A 16,172-nucleotide genomic window follows, 5' to 3' on the forward strand; every position below is an offset into this window, starting at 1 on the left:
CGCTTGCGAATCGAATCGTCAGTGTGCCAGACGTCGCGCGTGCGTGCCGGGCAGGTGTGTCGGCGATCCAGATTCAGATGGGGGCGTGCATCGCACTTTCAACGAACGAAAAGTTGCATGCGCGTCGGCATGCCGATCGCGCCTCGAATGGTGACGAATTGCAACTAGACGCGGTGCAGCCAGCCGAGCCACTGTTCGAGCAGCGGCGCCCGCGACCACAACGACTGCGCGAGCCACAGCGTGCCGCCCCATGCGGCGGCCACGACGATCAGGTCGCAATGCCCGCTGTTCCACAGGTTCAGTGAGTGACGCCGCCAGATCCACGGTACGCCGAGCGGATTCGGCCAGTCGGCGAGCAGATGCATGATGCCGCCGCATGCGAAGCCGAACAGCGGCGCGGCCCACAGCGGGTGCGGATGATGGATGAGCCCGTGCCATCCAAGCGCCAGCAGCGCGATCCAGCCGATGCCCCAGTGCGTGACGGTGCGATGCGTGATCCACAAACGGCGCTTGCGGCTCCACCATGCGACTTCGAGCCAGTCGGGCGCGGTGCCGCCCGCGACGCCCGCCGCGAATGCGGCGAACAGACCCGAATGCCACGGGCCGGTTGCGCCGGTTTGCGCGACGAGGACAGCGGCGGCGACACCGGCGGCGAAGCCGGAGGCATGATGCGCATTGTGTGATGCCATAGGAAGCGAGACGAAGAAACGTGAAGCGGTGCGTGCACGAAAAAAATGATGCAACGCGAAAGCGGGGCGCTATCTTCGCAGATCGGTCCGCGCAGCGGGAGGGACGTTCGCAGATTTTTTTGCACGTAACACGTGGTCTTCCACGCAGTTCGCAACTTTCGGTTTTTGTGCGTTGCGTGAGGACGTGTGCCGCGTGTCATTTCGACCGATCCGCGTACCTGTTCGGAAGCCTTTGCATGACCTTGCGCCCATGACGAATACGCTTTCAATGCAAGCCCGTGTTCGACCCTTTTTGTCCCCCTATACTACGAAACCGGATATGACCATCGGCGCGCCGGCGGCCATGAGCGGAACAGGTGCTTTTCCTGGCTGAAGGAGATCCACATGGGGGACATGCAATGACTACGCTGAATCGCTTCAAATCATCCGCTGTCGCGCTCGCGACGGTGGCCGGCATCGGTTTCCTGCCGAACGCGCCCGTCTATGCGAAGGGGCCACAGCCCGCCGTCCTGACGAGCTCGGCGGTCGCGGTGGCCGACAAGTACAGCGCGGATGCCGCGGAGCGAATCTTCAAGGAAGGCGGCAACGCGATCGACGCGGCCGTCGCGATTGCGTTCACGCTGGCCGTCACGTATCCGGAAGCCGGCAACATCGGCGGCGGCGGCTTCATGACGATCTACAAGGACGGCAAGCCGTACTTCATCGACTATCGCGAGCGCGCGCCGCTCGCCGCGACGAAGGACATGTACCTCGACAAGGACGGCAACGTCGTCAAGGACATGAGCCTGTACGGCCCGCGCGCGGCCGGCGTGCCGGGCACGGTCGCGGGCATGTGGGAAGCGCAGAAGCGCTTCGGCAAGCTGAAGTGGAAGCAGGTGCTCGCGCCGGCGATCCACTATGCGCGCGACGGCTTCGTCGTCGACGAACAGCTCGCGCAACGCGGCGTCGATGCATCGAAGGAGTTCGGCGGCAAGACCAACTTCGACAAGTATTTCTCCGGGCTGAAGGCCGGCGTGAACTTCAAGCAGCCGGACCTTGCCGACGTGCTCACGCGCATCGCGAACGACGGCGCGGAAGGTTTCTACAAGGGCAAGACGGCGGAGCTGATCGCCGCGTCGATGAAGACCGGCGACGGCAACGGGCTGATCACCACGGAGGATCTTGCGCAGTACCGTGCGGTATGGCGCCAGCCGGTGCAGGCAAAGTGGAACGGCTATGACGTGATTACCGCACCGCCTCCGAGCTCGGGCGGCATCGGCCTCGTGCAGCTGCTGAAGATGAAGGCCGACCTCAAGCAGGACTTCGAGGGCGTGAAGCTCAACTCGCCGCAGTACATCCACCTCGTCGCGGAAATCGAGAAGCGCGTGTTCGCCGATCGTGCGCAGTATCTCGGCGATCCGGATTTCTACAAGGTGCCGATCGCGCAGTTGACTGACGACGCGTACATCGCGAAGCGGGCCGGCGAAGTCAACCCGAAGGAGCCGTCGGATACGAAGAGCGTGCAGCCGGGCCTCGGCACGACGATGCCGGAGAAGGCTGAAACGACGCACTTCTCGGTGGTCGACAAGTGGGGCAACGCGGTGTCGAACACATACACGATCAACGGCTATTTCGGCTCGGGCGTGATCGCCGACGGCACCGGCATCGTGCTGAACGACGAGATGGACGACTTCTCCGCGAAGCCGGGCGTCGCGAACATGTTCGGCGTGGTCGGCAGCGACGCGAACGCGATCGAACCGAAGAAGCGCCCGCTGTCGTCGATGTCGCCGACGATCATGACGAAGGACGGCAAGGTATCGCTCGTGATCGGCACGCCGGGCGGCTCGCGCATCTTCACGTCGATCTTCCAGGTGATCAACAACATCTACGACTTCAAGATGCCGTTGAAGGAGGCCGTCGGTGCGATGCGCTTCCATCACCAGCTGCTGCCGCCGAACACGATCTTCTGGGAGCCGTACCACCCGATCGAAGGCGAACTCGCGAAGCAGATCGAGGCGCGCGGCTATACGCTGAAGGGGCAGGATTTCAGCGGCGACATCCAGGTGATCAAGATCGACGGCAAGACGCCGGAGGCGATGGCCGACCCGCGCGGGCGTGGCGTGACGCGGATCATTCACTGACGTGAAGTGGCGCGTGCGCGGTGGCGAAGGCGGCCGCGCACGCCGTATTCCACAGCCGGGCGCCGTGCCATCGGCTGCGGAACGCGCTCAACCGGTGGCCCGGATGAATTCGGCGATGCGTGACGCGATGGCGTCGGGCGCATCCTCGAAACAGTAGTGCCCGACGCCCGCCAGCCGCTCGACGGGCGCGGACGGAAACAGTGCCGTGAAGAGCGGCAGGAAGTGTTCGGCGCCGAGCGTTCGGTCGGCGTCTCCCCAGATCGCGAGCGCGGGCTTGTCGCGTATCGCGCGCAGCGCTGCCGCATCGGGCGCTTCGAACCGATGCGCGCCGGCGGCAAACCCGCGGGCCCATCCGATCGCGCCGACGCAGTCCTCCGGCTGCGCGAACGGCGCACCGTAAGCGGCGATCCATGTGTCGCTGATAACCGCGTGATTTTCGAACCCGTTCAGCTTCAGCGTGCTCAGGATATTGAAGCCGAGCTGACCGAGCACCGTCTCCAGCGTGTCGTCCGCCGCCGCGCGCACGATCCACTGGAACCACGGCGCATCGCGACCGTTTGCGTTCAGTCGTTCGACAAGGTCGGGCTGGCCGAACGGCGTCGGCCCGTTCGCGGACACGATCCGCCGGATGCGATCCGGATGCCGCGCGGCCAGCCCCATCCCTACGGGGCCGCCGAAGTCGTGCATCACGAGCGTGATGCGATCGAGGTCGCGCGCGAGCACGAAGCGCTCAAGGTTGTCGATATGGTCCTGCAGCCAGTAGCTGCGATCGTGCGGCGTCGCGCTTTTGCCGAAGCCCATGTGATCGGGCACGACGACGCGGTGCGTCGGGCTCAGCGCGGCAATCAGATGGCGGAACAGATAGCCCCACGTGGGTTCGCCATGCAGGCACAGAAGGGTTTCGCCGTCGTGCGGACCTTCGTCCACGTAGTGCATCCGGAAGCCGGATGCGTCGTCGAAATGCGGGGCGAAGGGAAAGGTGCCATCGAACGTGGCATCGGGCCGGATCATCGAACGCTCCTTCGGATAGTCGGATAGTTTGGTTTCAAGTTGAAACCGAATCGAAGCGTAGGATATTCGGTTTCAAGTTGCAACCAAAAAATGCGTGGACAAATCACCGGAATGACTGGCTGATGGTGCGTGATTTCGTGCCGGGAAAGGGCGTTGCGGGAATTAGTTGGCGAGACGCATGAGTTGAAAAGCCAATCGGGCCCGAATCGGCTGCTCCATTCGTCGATCGCGAACAGTCGGGCGTCGTGCGATTGATCTTTCGCTCGACGAGTTTTATATTGCAACCATTTATTTCACCGGAAACGACCGCCGCTCCGCCCGCATTCCGGGCGCGGCATCGCCCCCATGCATCGATGAACAGACGAACCACGCACGAGGATTCCCTTTGCGGTGTTGCCCGCCCGCTGGACGCGATTGGCGACTGGTGGTCGCTGCTGATCGTCCGCGATGCGTTCGACGGGTTGCGCCGCTTCGGCGAATTCCAGAAGAATCTCGGGCTGGCCAAGAACATCCTGGCCGCGCGCCTGCGCAACCTGGTCGCGCACGGGATCATGGACATCGTGCCGGCCGCGGACGGCGGCGCGCATCACGAGTACGTGCTGACCGAGAAAGGGCGCGGCCTGTTTCCACTGCTCGTCGCGCTGCGGCAGTGGGGCGAGGATTTCTTCTTCGAACCGGACGAGGCACACGTGCTGCTCGTCGACCGGAAGAGCGGGTTGCCGGTCAGGAAGCTCGAACTGCGTTCGCAGGACGGGCGCGTGCTCGGGCCGGAGGATACGGTCGTACTGCCGCCGCCGGACTGACAAGCGGCGACCGGGCTCGTGCCGCGTTCGACTCCGGGCGCTCGCCGCGTGGCTTTCGAGGAAGCTGGTGACCTATATTCCGTTACTTATGAAGATTACGCTGGACATCGACCAGCCGAACCGGCAGTTCGCGTCGAACACGCTCGATATTTCCGCGAACCCCGTACTGGCCAGCGTGCTGCTCGCATTCCGCTCCTGACCGGTGCGCCGGCCCTTTTTTCATGAATTTGACGCGCGACACTGGGATAATGGAGGAGTTTGGCTGCGTCAATGATGGAAGGAGGCCCCATGGGCGACAACGATACCCGCACCGAGACCGACGACCGCACCGATATGGAATCGATGGAAGCGCGCCAGCGCCGCTTCGAGGAAGATCTGGTCGACGCCTACGACGAAGAGCTCGAGATGGAGCTCGACGATCGCCGCTTCGACGACAGCGACGACCTGCTGTTTTCGCAGGAGCGCCGCGAGGCGCGCAAGCAATATTTCCGCGAACTGTTCCGCCTGCAGGGCGAACTCGTGAAGCTGCAGGACTGGGTCGTCAGCACGGGGCACCGGCTCGTCGTCATTTTCGAGGGGCGCGACGCGGCCGGCAAGGGCGGGGCGATCAAGCGCATCACGCAGCGGCTGAACCCGCGCGTCTGCCGCGTGGCGGCGCTGCCGGCACCGAACAACCGCGAACGCACGCAATGGTATTTCCAGCGCTATGTCGCGCATCTGCCGGCCGGCGGCGAGATCGTGCTGTTCGACCGCAGCTGGTACAACCGCGCGGGCGTCGAGCGCGTGATGAACTTCTGTACCGACGAGGAATACGAGGAGTTTTTCCGTTCGGTTCCCGAGTTCGAGAAGATGCTCGTGCGCAGCGGGATCCAGATCGTCAAGTACTGGTTTTCGATCACCGATCACGAGCAGGAAGTGCGTTTCCAGAGCCGGATCGAGGATCCGCTCAAGCAGTGGAAGCTGAGCCCGATGGATCTCGAGAGCCGCCGCCGCTGGGAAGCCTATACGGCCGCGAAGGAAGAGATGCTGCTGCGTACGCACATTCCGGAAGCACCGTGGTGGGTCGTGCAGGCCGTCGACAAGAAGCGCGCACGGCTGAACTGCATTCACCACCTGCTGCAGCAGGTGCCGTATCACGAGGTGCCGCACGCACCGATCGACCTGCCGCCGCGCGAGCATCACGAGGATTACATCCGTCGGCCGACGCCGGACAACATGATCGTGCCGGATATTTACTGAGCGGTCGTGGCGGGTTCGATGCGATGAAGGGGCGCGCCGCGCAACACGGCGCGCGTTACTCCCGGATCAGGAACGCGGTGCGGTCGCGCCCGACGATCCATGCGGGTGCACGGCCGCGGCCGCTCCAGGTCGCGCCGGTTGCCGGGTCGCGATACTTCGCACCGACCGTAAACAGCTTCGCGCGATCGCTGTAACCCTGCCCGAAGATTTCCCGCGCGGTCAGCGCGTAGCCGGTGACGAGCTCGCGTACCTGCGCCAGCACCGCGCGGCGTTCGCGGCTGCGTGCCGCCTTGATGCGCCGATCGAGTTCCGCAAGCTGGGCTTGCAGTGTCTGCAGTTGATGCATGCGTCCGTTATCCCGTAGTCGAGTTTTGATTATTGGCGACGCGTGACGAACCGCACGTCGGCACGCCCGGCCCAGGCGTGCCGCCTCGGCCGGTGGCGGTTGCGTGTTGCCTGCGCCGGCCTGCGGATAGAACGTACACGGCACGAATCGCCGGGAACTCGGTGAGATTAAGTGGCGGCGGGCGGTTTTTCTATCGGACGTATCTGAATTTTCGGCGGAATTTTCAGGCAGCGGGGTGGCGCGGCGGGGACGATAGCGGCCGCTCGTTACAGATCGGGAAAGCCCGATCGCCCTTGCGTCAGGTCGAACAACTCGGTTCGCGCATGCGCGTCTGCTGTCTCGGGCAGCTTGATCACGAGCTTGACCGTCATCCCGTACGCGCTGTCCACCAGTTCGTAGCCCGCCTGTTCGATCCAGCGGCGCACGCGCGCTTCCTCGGGATAGCCGATCTCGATCGCGAGCCGCGTGTAGCGGATGCGCTCGACGCGCTCGGCATCGAGCAGCGCCGACGCGATTGCATCGGTGTATGCGCGCACCAGCCCGCCCGCGCCGAGCTTCACGCCGCCGTAGTAACGCACGACCGCGCCGAGCACGCCGTCGAGATCGTGATGGCGCAGCACTTCCAGGATCGGGCGGCCTGCGGTGCCCGACGGCTCGCCGTCGTCCGACATCCCCGATTGACCGCCCGCCAGCAAGGCCCAGCACACGTGCGTGGCCGCTGGATGTTCGTCGCGCAGGCGTTGCAGGGCCTGCATTGCGGCGTCGCGGTCGTCGACGGGAATCGCGTACGCGATGAAGCGGCTCTTGCGGATCTCGAGTTCGCGGGTGTAGGTGGTGGCGAGCGAGTACATCATGCGTCGCGAGGGGGAAACAGTAAGGAAATCAAGGTGATGATGGCGTGTCGGTTCTTTGGGTGCCGGCCCGGGCGGGCAGCGGCCGGCCGCATGGCCGGGATGAAGACTGAATTTTACCGTGGCGCGCATCGTTGCCTTTCGATGCCGTCAGCGCCCGGCCGGGGTGCGGTGCTGGATACGGAATGGCGAAGCGCCACTGTGAAGGGTGCGGCAGCGGCCGTTCCGATTTTTTCTACGACGATTCGCGCGCGACATCACCGCACGCCGACCGACGACCGCAGCGCCGCGCCCAGCGTGCGCAGCGCTTGCCGGGCCCGCGCATCGGTCAGGTTCGAGTAGAGCACCACGTCGCGCGTCGGCAAGGGCGGCAGCCCGTATCGCATGCCCACGTCGACGGTCCCGACGGGCGCCACGCGATGCCCGAGCGCGGCGACGGCCAGCCCGGCGGACACTGCCGCGCCGATCGTCGCCACGCCGCCGCCGACGAATACTTCCGTCCATGCGACGCCGGCTTCGTCCAGCGCGCTGACGGCCATGCGGCGCACGCTGCACGGCTCGGCCTGCGTCGCGAGCCGCAGCGGTTGCGGCGGATGGTACTCGAAATCGGTCGCAGCCATCCAGCCGAACGACTCCGACAGGAGGGTTTCGCCGTCGAGCCGCCGGCTGTCGTGCTGCAGCGCGACGGCGGCGTCGAGCTGGCCGCGGTCGAACGCATCGAGCACATCGCGCGAGGCGGCCACCCGGATCTCCAGCACGAGCCCCGGTTCCGCTTCGCTCATGCGCCGAAGCAGCATCGGAAGATCGGCGCCGACGACATGATGGCTCACGCCGATCACCAGCCGCCGCTGGCCGACGCCGAATGCACCGACCGCGCCCTGGTGAGCGGCCACGAGCTCACGCGCGGGTTCGAGGAACGCGGTGCCGTCGGCTGACAAGCGAACCTGCCGCGGCGTGCGTTCCAGCAGGCGTCGTCCGAGGCTGTCCTCCAGCTTTTTGATCTTCAGGCTCACCGCGGACTGCGTGGTGTCCATCGCCTCGGCGGCCCGTGTGAAGCTCTTGAGGTCGGCAGTCAGTACGAACGCCTGCACGGCTTCGATGTCGAGCGTTTTCATCGCGCAATCATCCATTTATAAATCGAATCATTGAAATATTCTGCCATCGACTTTTCAAATGATTCAAGGTCTTCTACGCTGTTCTCGAGCCGCTCGGAATCTCCCTTTCCGTTTCCAGGAGTCGATCATGCTGACCGCGTACTACGCGCACCGCCTGCCGGCGGACTACGACCTCGACATCATCCGCAATCGCGTGCGCGAGCGCGGCAGGCTCTGGGACGACACGCCGGATCTCGTGTTCAAGGGGTTCCTGCTGCGCGAGGCGGGCCGCTACGGTGCGACGGAAAACGGCTATGCATCGCTTTATCTGTGGCGCAATGAGCAGGCGTTCGCCCGGTTCGTCACGGACGGCCGCTTCCGGGTCGTGACGGACAGCTTCGGGCGTGCGCCGATCGACGTGCAGGTCGCGCTGGATGCGCGCAAGGGCAGCGCATCGGCGGGGCGCTTCGTGCGGCTGGAAGCCGTGGATATTCCGGCGGATGCCGACCTCGATGCGACGCTGGCGCGGGAGGTCGAGCGCAATCGCGACGTGGCGGCGAGGCAGGGTACGGTCGCGGCCGCCGTCAGCCTTGATCCGCTGCGCTGGCGGCTGACGCGCTCGCTCGTATCGGAACACGAGCTGGACGACGGCGGCGCGGGTACGGTGTATCAGGTGCTGCATCTGGCCCGGCCGTTGCTCGATACGCTTGAAGGGGGTGGGGAGTGATGGCCGGCGGGGCGGTCCGATCGCGGGCCGGGCCGGCCGGTGGGGCCTGCGGCCCGGCATCCGCGCGATTGCCGGCTGGCCTGGTGGTCGCCGCGCATCTGGCCGGGATGGCGGCGGGGATCGCCGCGATTGCCGCGTTCGCGACGTTGCTGGCGTTGTTGTTCCGGTAAGGGGCGCGTTTGCGGATGAGTGAATACGGAAGCGCCGGGCACGATGTGCGCGGCGCTTCCGTTCCTTCACTACCGCTCAGTTCCCCTGCAACCGGATATCCCGCGACGATGCGCCGACGTACACCGTTCCGCCCGGCACCACGCGCCAGCCGTTACGCGACGTATCCCACACGCTCTGCATCCGCGGCGATACGGTCACGCGCACCCGCCGCGTCTCGCCCGGATTCAGCCGGATCTTCTCCCAGCCGACCAGGCGCTTCGGCGGTTCGTCCTTGTACGGCACGCCCAGATAGACCTGCGGCGTTTCCGCGCCGGCGACGCGCCCGTCGTTACGCACCGTGAATGCGACGCTCAGCGCACCGTCCCATTGCTTCGACACCGACAGCCCCGAATACGCGAAGTGCGTGTACGACAGCCCATAGCCGAACTCGAACATCGGCTTGATGTTGTGCGCGTCATACCAGCGATAGCCCATGTTCAGCTTTTCCGCATAGACGGGATCGTTGTCGAACGCACCGTTTTGCCCCCAGGTCGGCGAATCCTGGTCGCGTGCGGGGAACGTGACAGGCAGCTTGCCGGACGGATTGACCGCACCGAACAGCACGTTCGCGATCGCCTTGCCGCCGGCTTCGCCCGGATACCACGCCTCGACGATCGCGGAGACCTGGTCCTTCCACGGCATCAGCACCGGGTTGCCGCTCTGGACCACGACGATCGTGTGCGGATTCGCGCGGGCGACGGCTTCGACGAGCGCATCCTGGTTCGACGGGTTTGCGAGGCTCAGGCTCTGGAGATCACCGAAATCCTCGCCGGCCGGCTGCGTGACCACGACGATCGCGACGTCCGAGCGGCCCGCGAGCGCGGCGGCCTGGTCGATCTCCTGCTGCGTGTACGCGCGGAACGGCGACTGCTGGTCGGTGTTGCCCGCGAACGTGACCTGAGCGGCCGGCGCGAGCGCGCGGATCGCCGCGACGATCGGCACGTCGACCTTCAGCCACGGATTGCGCCACCAGCTGCATCCTGTCGATGACCCGAACGTCAGGCCACCGCAGCCCGCGAACGATCCCGATACGGGGTCGCGCGTGTTGCCCGAGCCGCCGCCGGACAGCACGGCCGTATCGGCATGGCCGCCGATCACCGCGATGCGCGACAGCGCCGACGCGGCGAGCGGCAACTGGTTGCCGTCGTTCTTCAGCAGCACGATCGACTGCTCGGAAGCGGCCTGCGCGAACCGGTTCGCGGCCGCGAAATCGATCGTGCCGCCGCCCCTGGCCGGATCGTCCATCACGCCGACGCGGATCATCACCGCGAGCTTGCGTCGCACCATGTCGTCGAGGCGCGCGGTCGACACCGAGCCGTTCGCGATGGCCTGCTTGACGGCCGCCGGTGTGAGGTACACGGTCGACCCGACGTCTTCTTCCTCGTCGAGCCCGGCATTGATCGCGGCAGCGGTGCTGTGCGTCGCGCCCCAGTCGGACTGCACCTGGCCCTGGAAGCCCCATTCGTTCTTCAGCACGTCGTTCAGCAGGTGAGGGTTCTCGCAGGCATACGCACCGTTCAGGCGGTTGTAGCTGCACATCACGCTGCCGGGCCGCCCGCGCTTCGCGGCGATCTCGAACGGCAGCAGGTAGAGCTCGCGCAGCGTGCGCTCGTCGATCTGCGTGTTGCCGCCCATCCGGCCGTGCTCCTGTTCGTTGCCGGCGTAGTGCTTGATGGTCGCGATGACTTTCTGCCGCTGCGTGGCGAGCGTGCGTTCGGCGAGCAGGTCGCCGGCCAGCAGCGGATCCTCGCCGAGATACTCGAACAGGCGGCCGCCGCGCGGCTCGCGCGCGAGGTTGGTGCCGCCACCGAGACCCATGCCGAAGCCTTGCGCGCGCAACTGGATCGCGACCTGCTTGCCGTAGTCGTACGACAGGCGGCGATCCCAGCTCGCAGCGACGGCGATCGTCGCAGGGAACGTCGTGCTGGCCTGCGACGTGCTGCCGGAACCCGTCGCTGAATCGACCATGTTCAGGTCGGGAATGCCGAGCCGCGGCACGCCCTGGATGTAGCCGGCGCCACCGCCCGGCACTTTCGACATTTCGTATTGCGAATGAATGAATTGAAGTTTTTCGTCGAGCGTCATCTTGCGCACGAGCGAGTCAGCGCGCCGGACCGCCGCGGCGGACGCGAACGCATCGGTGGCGTCGCCTTGCGCGTTGAAATCGGTGTCGCCCGCGTAGGCGCTGGTGCAGAGGGTCGCTGCCAGCACGACGGCCGGCCAGAGTGTGTCCCGCATGTTGCTCTCCATGATCGTATTGCCGGTTGTTCGAATGATGTCTGGAGCTGCGCACGTCCGATGGATTCGCACCGGACGCAATTGGCTGGCGATGCTGGGTGGTTGCGCGTCGGCATGCCAAGCCAGGCGGGGAATCGTTACGGCCGGTTGGGCCCGATCGAACATCGAGGACGGCGACGCGGACCGCCCGGCGCTGCCGAATCGGATGTAGCGATTCTCTGCAGCGACTAATGGTATGAATGTAGTTTGACTACAGCATCGGTGTTTCTACCGATATGTCCGATCTTTCTTCGGCACGGGTGCGCTACGAGGTGGAAAGGCGGTCATCGTTCCCGATGGCCGGGGTGTGGTCGGGTAAGAAGTACCTGGCGGAAAGCGTTTTTGTACGGCAGTCATGTGGTGATGCGTGCGTCCCGTTTCGTTGCGTGCGCATCCAATCGTGCTTCGGTCATTGCGCCCACTGTTCGTCGTGAATGCAGCTTTGATTCCGGGGCTGGGGAAATGGCGGTTGCGCCGAGTCAAGCAACGCGGGCCCACTTTCATGTGATGTGTTGAGTAAGGTTGCTCACATATCTGCAGTGCCGGACGGTGTTCAATCGAGTATTGCCGTGCGCGTTGTCTGACCAGGGCGCCGGTGCGCGGACATGCAGCAAGCGACGCGAAGGTGTTCGTGCCGGGCGAAGTGCCCCGTCCGGCAACGCTTGCCTTGACCGACGGACGAAGAATCCAGATGACGCGCTTGGTCACATGGGCGGCGTTGGGTGCGCGGCGAATCCGTGCGAGGCGCCGCGGGCCCGGCAGTCGAGTGCAGGTCTACACGTCGGCGGGGTACGTCGGCATGGTTCACCCGTGCGGAGCGGTCGGTAGGGGCGTCCGTGCGCGATCGGCGGCGAGCCTTGCGTGGCCGTGGCGTCGCAAGTCCGGAAGGCGCGTTGTGAAAATGTAATGTGACGTACGAAATCTGTCGGGATTGAGTGGCCTAATCGTCGATATTCGAACGGGCACGCCATATCCGGTGTGCCGAGTTGATTCGGGGGTAGGGAACGGAAATGTAACGTCATCCGACCAAAAAATTACCAAGACCAATTTCAACCCAGAGGCGCTTGCCGGTCAGGCGATCCTCGACAGGCACTCGCCGGCCCCGGTCGGGCATGCGGGTGTTTTCACATACAGGCGTTTTCGTGGGAACCCAAATCGATACGCAAGGACGGGGCCGGTTACGGGGAATCGGCTCGCATCGTCGCAACGTCAGTCGTTCCCGATTTGCTTTATGCGGCCGAGCGTACAGGCACCCTCGTTTCGGCCGCAAGTTGAAGTTCGCACGCACGCACGCGCAGGCGTTTCCGGTATCTGGATGCCTGCTTCGCGGCATGCGTCAGGTATTCGGCAGCGCATCGGGCCATCAGGCGCACAGCGCAAGGACCGGATCATGACGCCCATTCAGTTCAACGGATGCGTCGGCTGGTTTCACCCAGGGAGTCGCCCGCATGGCATCGTGATTTGCGAGCCGCTCGGTCACGAGGCGCTCTGGCTTCACAAACTCGTGCGCGCGCTCGCCGAGCATCTCGCCGATCGCGGCTTTCCGGTGCTGCGATTCCACTATCCGGCGAGCGGCGACTCGCTGGGCGACGAACACGACGCAGACCGTTTCGAACACATGCTCGCGAGCGTTCGGCATGCCGTCGATGCATTGCGCGAGCGTGTCGTGTCGGACACGCTGACGCTCGTCGGCGTGCGCGCCGGTGCCGCCTTGGCGCTTCTCGCCGCGGACGGCATCCCCGGGTTCACGCGCTTCGTCGCGCTGGCGCCAGTAGTGCGTGGCCGCGGCTACCTGCGCGAGCTTTCTCTCGTCGCGCAACGCTGGCTCGAGAACGTGCCGCCGGCCGTGCGGGATGCGGTTCGAGAGGAACAGCCTCTCCATGTACTGGGGCATGCGTATCCCGATGATCTCGTCGCGTCGCTCCGAGGCATCAACCTGTGCGAATCCGCGGGACGATTTCAGACATTGCCGGCGCACGCGTTGCTCGTCGATACGCCGTACGGCGACGCTTCCGCCCTGTCGGACGCGCTGCAGGCACGCAGTGTTTCGGTCGATGTCCGGACCTGCCCCGATTGGGGCGGCCTCATGAGGGAGCCGGTGTGGTCGCGGCTACCCGACGGATTGCTCGACACTGTTGCGAACTGGATCGACGACGGTTCCGATACGGCTGGTCGCGTTTCCGTGCGGGATGCCGGGTCGGCCGTGACGCTGACCGGGGAGGGCAGTATCGAACGGATGATCTCCGTGGGGCCAGGGCGCTTGGTCGGCGTGCTGTGCGAACCGGCCGGCAGCATCCGACGCGCTGCCGCGCCGACCCTGTTGATTACCAATACGGCGGCCAATCCGCATGTCGCCGACGGTCGGTTTGCGGTGCGGCTTGCGCGGTCGCTCGCGGCATCGGGTATCAGCAGCCTGCGTATCGATTCGAGCGGCATCGGCGACAGCGGCCCGCGTGCGAGAGACGATCAGTCGGACATCCCGTATTCGGATCAGGTGATCGTCGATATCGCATCCGCAGCGGACTGGCTGAAGGCGCAGGGGCATCGCGAGATCGTTGCGTTCGGGATTTGCTCTGGCGCGTACGCGTCGCTTCATGCCGCCGCGCGCGAGCACTTCGCCGGCGTGATTGCGGTCAATCTGCCGGTTTTCATCTGGCCACGCGGAGAAACGCTCGCGAATGCCGTCAATAACCAGACAAACTCGATGCGCGGCTATTGGGCATCGCTGCGCAGCCGCCACAAGCTGCGTCGGCTGCTGCTCGAAGGGCGCGACCCGCGGCCGGTACTGCGTGCCGCGTTTCGTCTGGCCACGGGCGCCATGACCGTGCCCGTCAAGCGTGTCGGCGAGCATTTCGGCTGGCGGCCGGGTCACGAGACGCCTCGGGGATTGCTGCATCACATGTCGGCCGGCGGCATCCGTACCCATCTCATCTACGGCACATTCGATACGGGCGTCGACGCGCTCGTCCGGCATTTCGGCCCCGCATCCCGCGCGTTCGCGCATTGGCCGAACGTATCCGTCGACATGCGGGACGGGCTCGACCATTCGTTGCACGGCAACGCCGCGGCGCAGTACGTCGTCACCCGTTGCGCCGAGCTGCTTGCCGGCTGGTACGCGCCGGCCGAATTCGCGGTACCCGCGCAACCGGAGCACGCGCCTTCATGACGTTCGCACAGACGTCGCACGCCGGCCCGGCCGGGCGGCGATCGCGGCGTCCCTCCCGTGCAGGTGTCGCGGGAGCGCGGCACCGGCGAGTCGGCCGGTGGCGGTTTTTGCCAAAGTCTCCCGCTAACGTAACCGGACGTACAGATCCGCCGCTTCGGTCACCTTATTCTGACGCTGTCGAATTTTCATGGGCTTGCCTGTTGGCAAGCGCCATCGCGGCTCCGTCCAGGAATGACAATGAAGCGAGCGTGTCGGGTACATCGAAAGTGGGATAGGCGTCACCGCCAGCGGGTGACGCTCGATCTTGCGCATGCGACACGGGATGACGCCGGTTCGCGAAACGAGCGCGCGACAATCTGGCCCGGTCATGCAGGCGATGACGTGGCATCGTCCGCGCGACAACGCGACCGCCGGGGTCGATCGTGATGCGCGTGCTGGTGATCAACGATTTCGTTCGCAAGGGGGGCGCCGAGGAAGTGTATCGAGTGTCCGTCGACGTGCTTCGTGCCTGCCAAGGCGTGGTGGTCGAAACCTTCGACGAGCGTGCATTGCCCGATGTCGAGAACAGCGGGCGCGCGCGTGCATGGTCGCGTTCCACCGCGCGTGCGCTCCTCACGCTGCTCGAGCGATTTCGCCCGCAGCGAATCCTCATGCACAACTACCACAACCTGCTGTCGAGCGCGATTCTGCCCGTGCTCGCGCGCTACAAGCGGCGCTCGCGATGCGGACTGTTCATGACCGCGCACGATTACCATTTGTTGTTCTACAACCCGAGCCTGCTTGTCTATCCGCGCGGACGCGCCCAACCGTTGTCGATCGACCAGCTGCATCGCATCCGGCGCGTCGTTCTTACGGCGAGCCCGCGCGGCTTCCTTCACGATGTCGCGAAGAAGGTGCATTGGCATGCGGTCAACGCGCTTTTCGATCCGCTTGGCCTGTTTGACGAGATCCTCTGTCCGAGTCCGTTCATGCGCGACCTCATTGCGCAGTGTGGCCGAACACGCGCCACCCTGGTACCGAACCCGATCGACTCGACGCTGGTTCCCCATCCGCCGAAACCCGCCCGGGGCGATCGCCTCGATCTGGCGTTCGTCGGTCGTGTGGACGCGGACAAGGGCCTCGGTCGGTTTCTCGCGCTCATGAGCGAATCGGCCGGCGATGCGATTGCGTCGCTGACGGTCTATGGCGATGGAGCGGAGCGGGCCGACCTGGAGAAACGTTACGCGGCGCTCGTCGAGTCGGGACGGTTGCGTTTCGCTGGGCGCGTGGATCATGCAGCGTTGTTTGCCGCGCTACCCGGGCACGATGCCCTCGTGTTGCCGTCGATCTGGGTGGAAAATGCCCCGCTCGTGATCGTCGAGGCGGCGATGCTCGGGCTGCCGGCGCTCGTGCATGACATCGGGAGCCTGTCGACCTTCGGTGACGAGATCGGCAACAAGATTCTCTATCGGCACACGTCCGAAGGCTTCGCACACGCGCTCGCCGAACTGCGCGCGCACCTCGATAGCGAAAATCGTCACTACGACTGGTCGCGCTACTCGGTCGAATGCTACGCGTCGTCGCTGTGTGCCGTACTCGGCATCGGTAGGGATGTACCGCGAACGTGGACACATTGACAGTCGCGGCACACCGTTTACTC

The 16,172-nt window shown here is 65.2% G+C and carries 12 protein-coding genes; 6 read left to right on the forward strand and 6 right to left on the reverse strand.

Annotated elements, in window-relative coordinates; translation table 11 throughout:
- Window positions 1-164: 164 nt before the first annotated feature.
- Window positions 165-689 (reverse strand): metal-dependent hydrolase, encoded by a 525-nt coding sequence (locus tag LXE91_RS31525; RefSeq protein ID WP_039356977.1) that lies wholly within the window; start codon window positions 687-689, stop codon window positions 165-167.
- Between the two features lie 398 nt (window positions 690-1,087).
- Here LXE91_RS31525 and ggt point away from each other — a divergent pair, with 398 nt between their 5' ends.
- The gene (ggt, locus tag LXE91_RS31530) at window positions 1,088-2,809 is read left to right on the forward strand and encodes a gamma-glutamyltransferase (protein WP_039356974.1); all 1,722 of its coding nucleotides are present in this window, start codon (window positions 1,088-1,090) and stop codon (window positions 2,807-2,809) included.
- Window positions 2,810-2,896: 87 nt separating this feature from the next.
- Here the strand turns inward: ggt and LXE91_RS31535 are convergent, their stop codons facing one another.
- Window positions 2,897-3,820 (reverse strand): alpha/beta fold hydrolase, encoded by a 924-nt coding sequence (locus tag LXE91_RS31535; protein WP_039356971.1) that lies wholly within the window; start codon window positions 3,818-3,820, stop codon window positions 2,897-2,899.
- A gap of 353 nt (window positions 3,821-4,173) precedes the next feature.
- Between LXE91_RS31535 and LXE91_RS31540 the strand changes: the two genes are divergently transcribed.
- Together LXE91_RS31540 and ppk2 are read left to right on the forward strand one after the other, a co-directional pair.
- Window positions 4,174-4,623, forward strand: coding sequence for a winged helix-turn-helix transcriptional regulator (locus tag LXE91_RS31540; protein ID WP_039356969.1), 450 nt, complete (start codon window positions 4,174-4,176; stop codon window positions 4,621-4,623).
- Between the two features lie 288 nt (window positions 4,624-4,911).
- The gene (gene ppk2 / locus LXE91_RS31545) at window positions 4,912-5,862 is read left to right on the forward strand and encodes a polyphosphate kinase 2 (RefSeq protein ID WP_039356966.1); all 951 of its coding nucleotides are present in this window, start codon (window positions 4,912-4,914) and stop codon (window positions 5,860-5,862) included.
- A gap of 55 nt (window positions 5,863-5,917) precedes the next feature.
- Here the strand turns inward: ppk2 and LXE91_RS31550 are convergent, their stop codons facing one another.
- From LXE91_RS31550 to LXE91_RS31560, 3 genes are all read right to left on the reverse strand, one after another.
- On the reverse strand, window positions 5,918-6,208 hold the full coding sequence (locus LXE91_RS31550; protein ID WP_039356963.1) for an H-NS histone family protein: 291 nt from the start codon (window positions 6,206-6,208) through the stop codon (window positions 5,918-5,920).
- Between the two features lie 266 nt (window positions 6,209-6,474).
- On the reverse strand, window positions 6,475-7,062 hold the full coding sequence (locus LXE91_RS31555) for an IMPACT family protein (RefSeq protein ID WP_039356960.1): 588 nt from the start codon (window positions 7,060-7,062) through the stop codon (window positions 6,475-6,477).
- 254 nt (window positions 7,063-7,316) lie between these two features.
- Window positions 7,317-8,174 carry a LysR family transcriptional regulator gene (locus LXE91_RS31560; protein WP_039356957.1) on the reverse strand — a complete coding sequence of 286 codons (858 nt, stop codon included), beginning with the start codon at window positions 8,172-8,174 and terminating at the stop codon, window positions 7,317-7,319.
- 127 nt (window positions 8,175-8,301) lie between these two features.
- Here LXE91_RS31560 and LXE91_RS31565 point away from each other — a divergent pair, with 127 nt between their 5' ends.
- The gene (locus tag LXE91_RS31565) at window positions 8,302-8,880 is read left to right on the forward strand and encodes a DUF4865 family protein (protein ID WP_039356955.1); all 579 of its coding nucleotides are present in this window, start codon (window positions 8,302-8,304) and stop codon (window positions 8,878-8,880) included.
- A 246-nt stretch (window positions 8,881-9,126) separates the two neighbouring features.
- On the opposite strand, the gene LXE91_RS31570 is transcribed toward LXE91_RS31565, so the two are convergent.
- Window positions 9,127-11,328 carry a glycoside hydrolase family 3 C-terminal domain-containing protein gene (locus LXE91_RS31570; RefSeq protein WP_039356951.1) on the reverse strand — a complete coding sequence of 734 codons (2,202 nt, stop codon included), beginning with the start codon at window positions 11,326-11,328 and terminating at the stop codon, window positions 9,127-9,129.
- Between the two features lie 1,429 nt (window positions 11,329-12,757).
- On the opposite strand from LXE91_RS31570, the gene LXE91_RS31575 reads away from it, so the two are divergent.
- Entirely contained in the window at window positions 12,758-14,533 is a 1,776-nt protein-coding gene (locus LXE91_RS31575) for a serine aminopeptidase domain-containing protein (protein ID WP_039356949.1), read from the forward strand.
- Between the two features lie 425 nt (window positions 14,534-14,958).
- Window positions 14,959-16,149 (forward strand): glycosyltransferase family 4 protein, encoded by a 1,191-nt coding sequence (locus LXE91_RS31580; protein WP_039356948.1) that lies wholly within the window; start codon window positions 14,959-14,961, stop codon window positions 16,147-16,149.
- The last annotated feature ends 23 nt before the right edge of the window (window positions 16,150-16,172 follow it).

Origin of the sequence: Burkholderia contaminans, assembly GCF_029633825.1 — a bacterium.
Taxonomy (GTDB): Bacteria; Pseudomonadota; Gammaproteobacteria; order Burkholderiales; family Burkholderiaceae; genus Burkholderia; species Burkholderia contaminans.

What these genes read in the sequence shown, in the direction of transcription:
- ggt (WP_039356974.1), top strand. Translation starts at nt 1,088, where the DNA reads ATGACTACGCTGAATCGCTTCAAATCATCCGCTGTCGCGCTCGCGACG.
- LXE91_RS31570 (WP_039356951.1), bottom strand. Translation starts at nt 11,328, where the DNA reads ATGCGGGACACACTCTGGCCGGCCGTCGTGCTGGCAGCGACCCTCTGC.
- LXE91_RS31560 (WP_039356957.1), bottom strand. Translation starts at nt 8,174, where the DNA reads ATGAAAACGCTCGACATCGAAGCCGTGCAGGCGTTCGTACTGACTGCC.
- LXE91_RS31575 (WP_039356949.1), top strand. Translation starts at nt 12,758, where the DNA reads ATGACGCCCATTCAGTTCAACGGATGCGTCGGCTGGTTTCACCCAGGG.
- LXE91_RS31580 (WP_039356948.1), top strand. Translation starts at nt 14,959, where the DNA reads ATGCGCGTGCTGGTGATCAACGATTTCGTTCGCAAGGGGGGCGCCGAG.
- LXE91_RS31565 (WP_039356955.1), top strand. Translation starts at nt 8,302, where the DNA reads ATGCTGACCGCGTACTACGCGCACCGCCTGCCGGCGGACTACGACCTC.
- ppk2 (WP_039356966.1), top strand. Translation starts at nt 4,912, where the DNA reads ATGGGCGACAACGATACCCGCACCGAGACCGACGACCGCACCGATATG.
- LXE91_RS31550 (WP_039356963.1), bottom strand. Translation starts at nt 6,208, where the DNA reads ATGCATCAACTGCAGACACTGCAAGCCCAGCTTGCGGAACTCGATCGG.
- LXE91_RS31555 (WP_039356960.1), bottom strand. Translation starts at nt 7,062, where the DNA reads ATGATGTACTCGCTCGCCACCACCTACACCCGCGAACTCGAGATCCGC.
- LXE91_RS31540 (WP_039356969.1), top strand. Translation starts at nt 4,174, where the DNA reads ATGAACAGACGAACCACGCACGAGGATTCCCTTTGCGGTGTTGCCCGC.
- LXE91_RS31525 (WP_039356977.1), bottom strand. Translation starts at nt 689, where the DNA reads ATGGCATCACACAATGCGCATCATGCCTCCGGCTTCGCCGCCGGTGTC.
- LXE91_RS31535 (WP_039356971.1), bottom strand. Translation starts at nt 3,820, where the DNA reads ATGATCCGGCCCGATGCCACGTTCGATGGCACCTTTCCCTTCGCCCCG.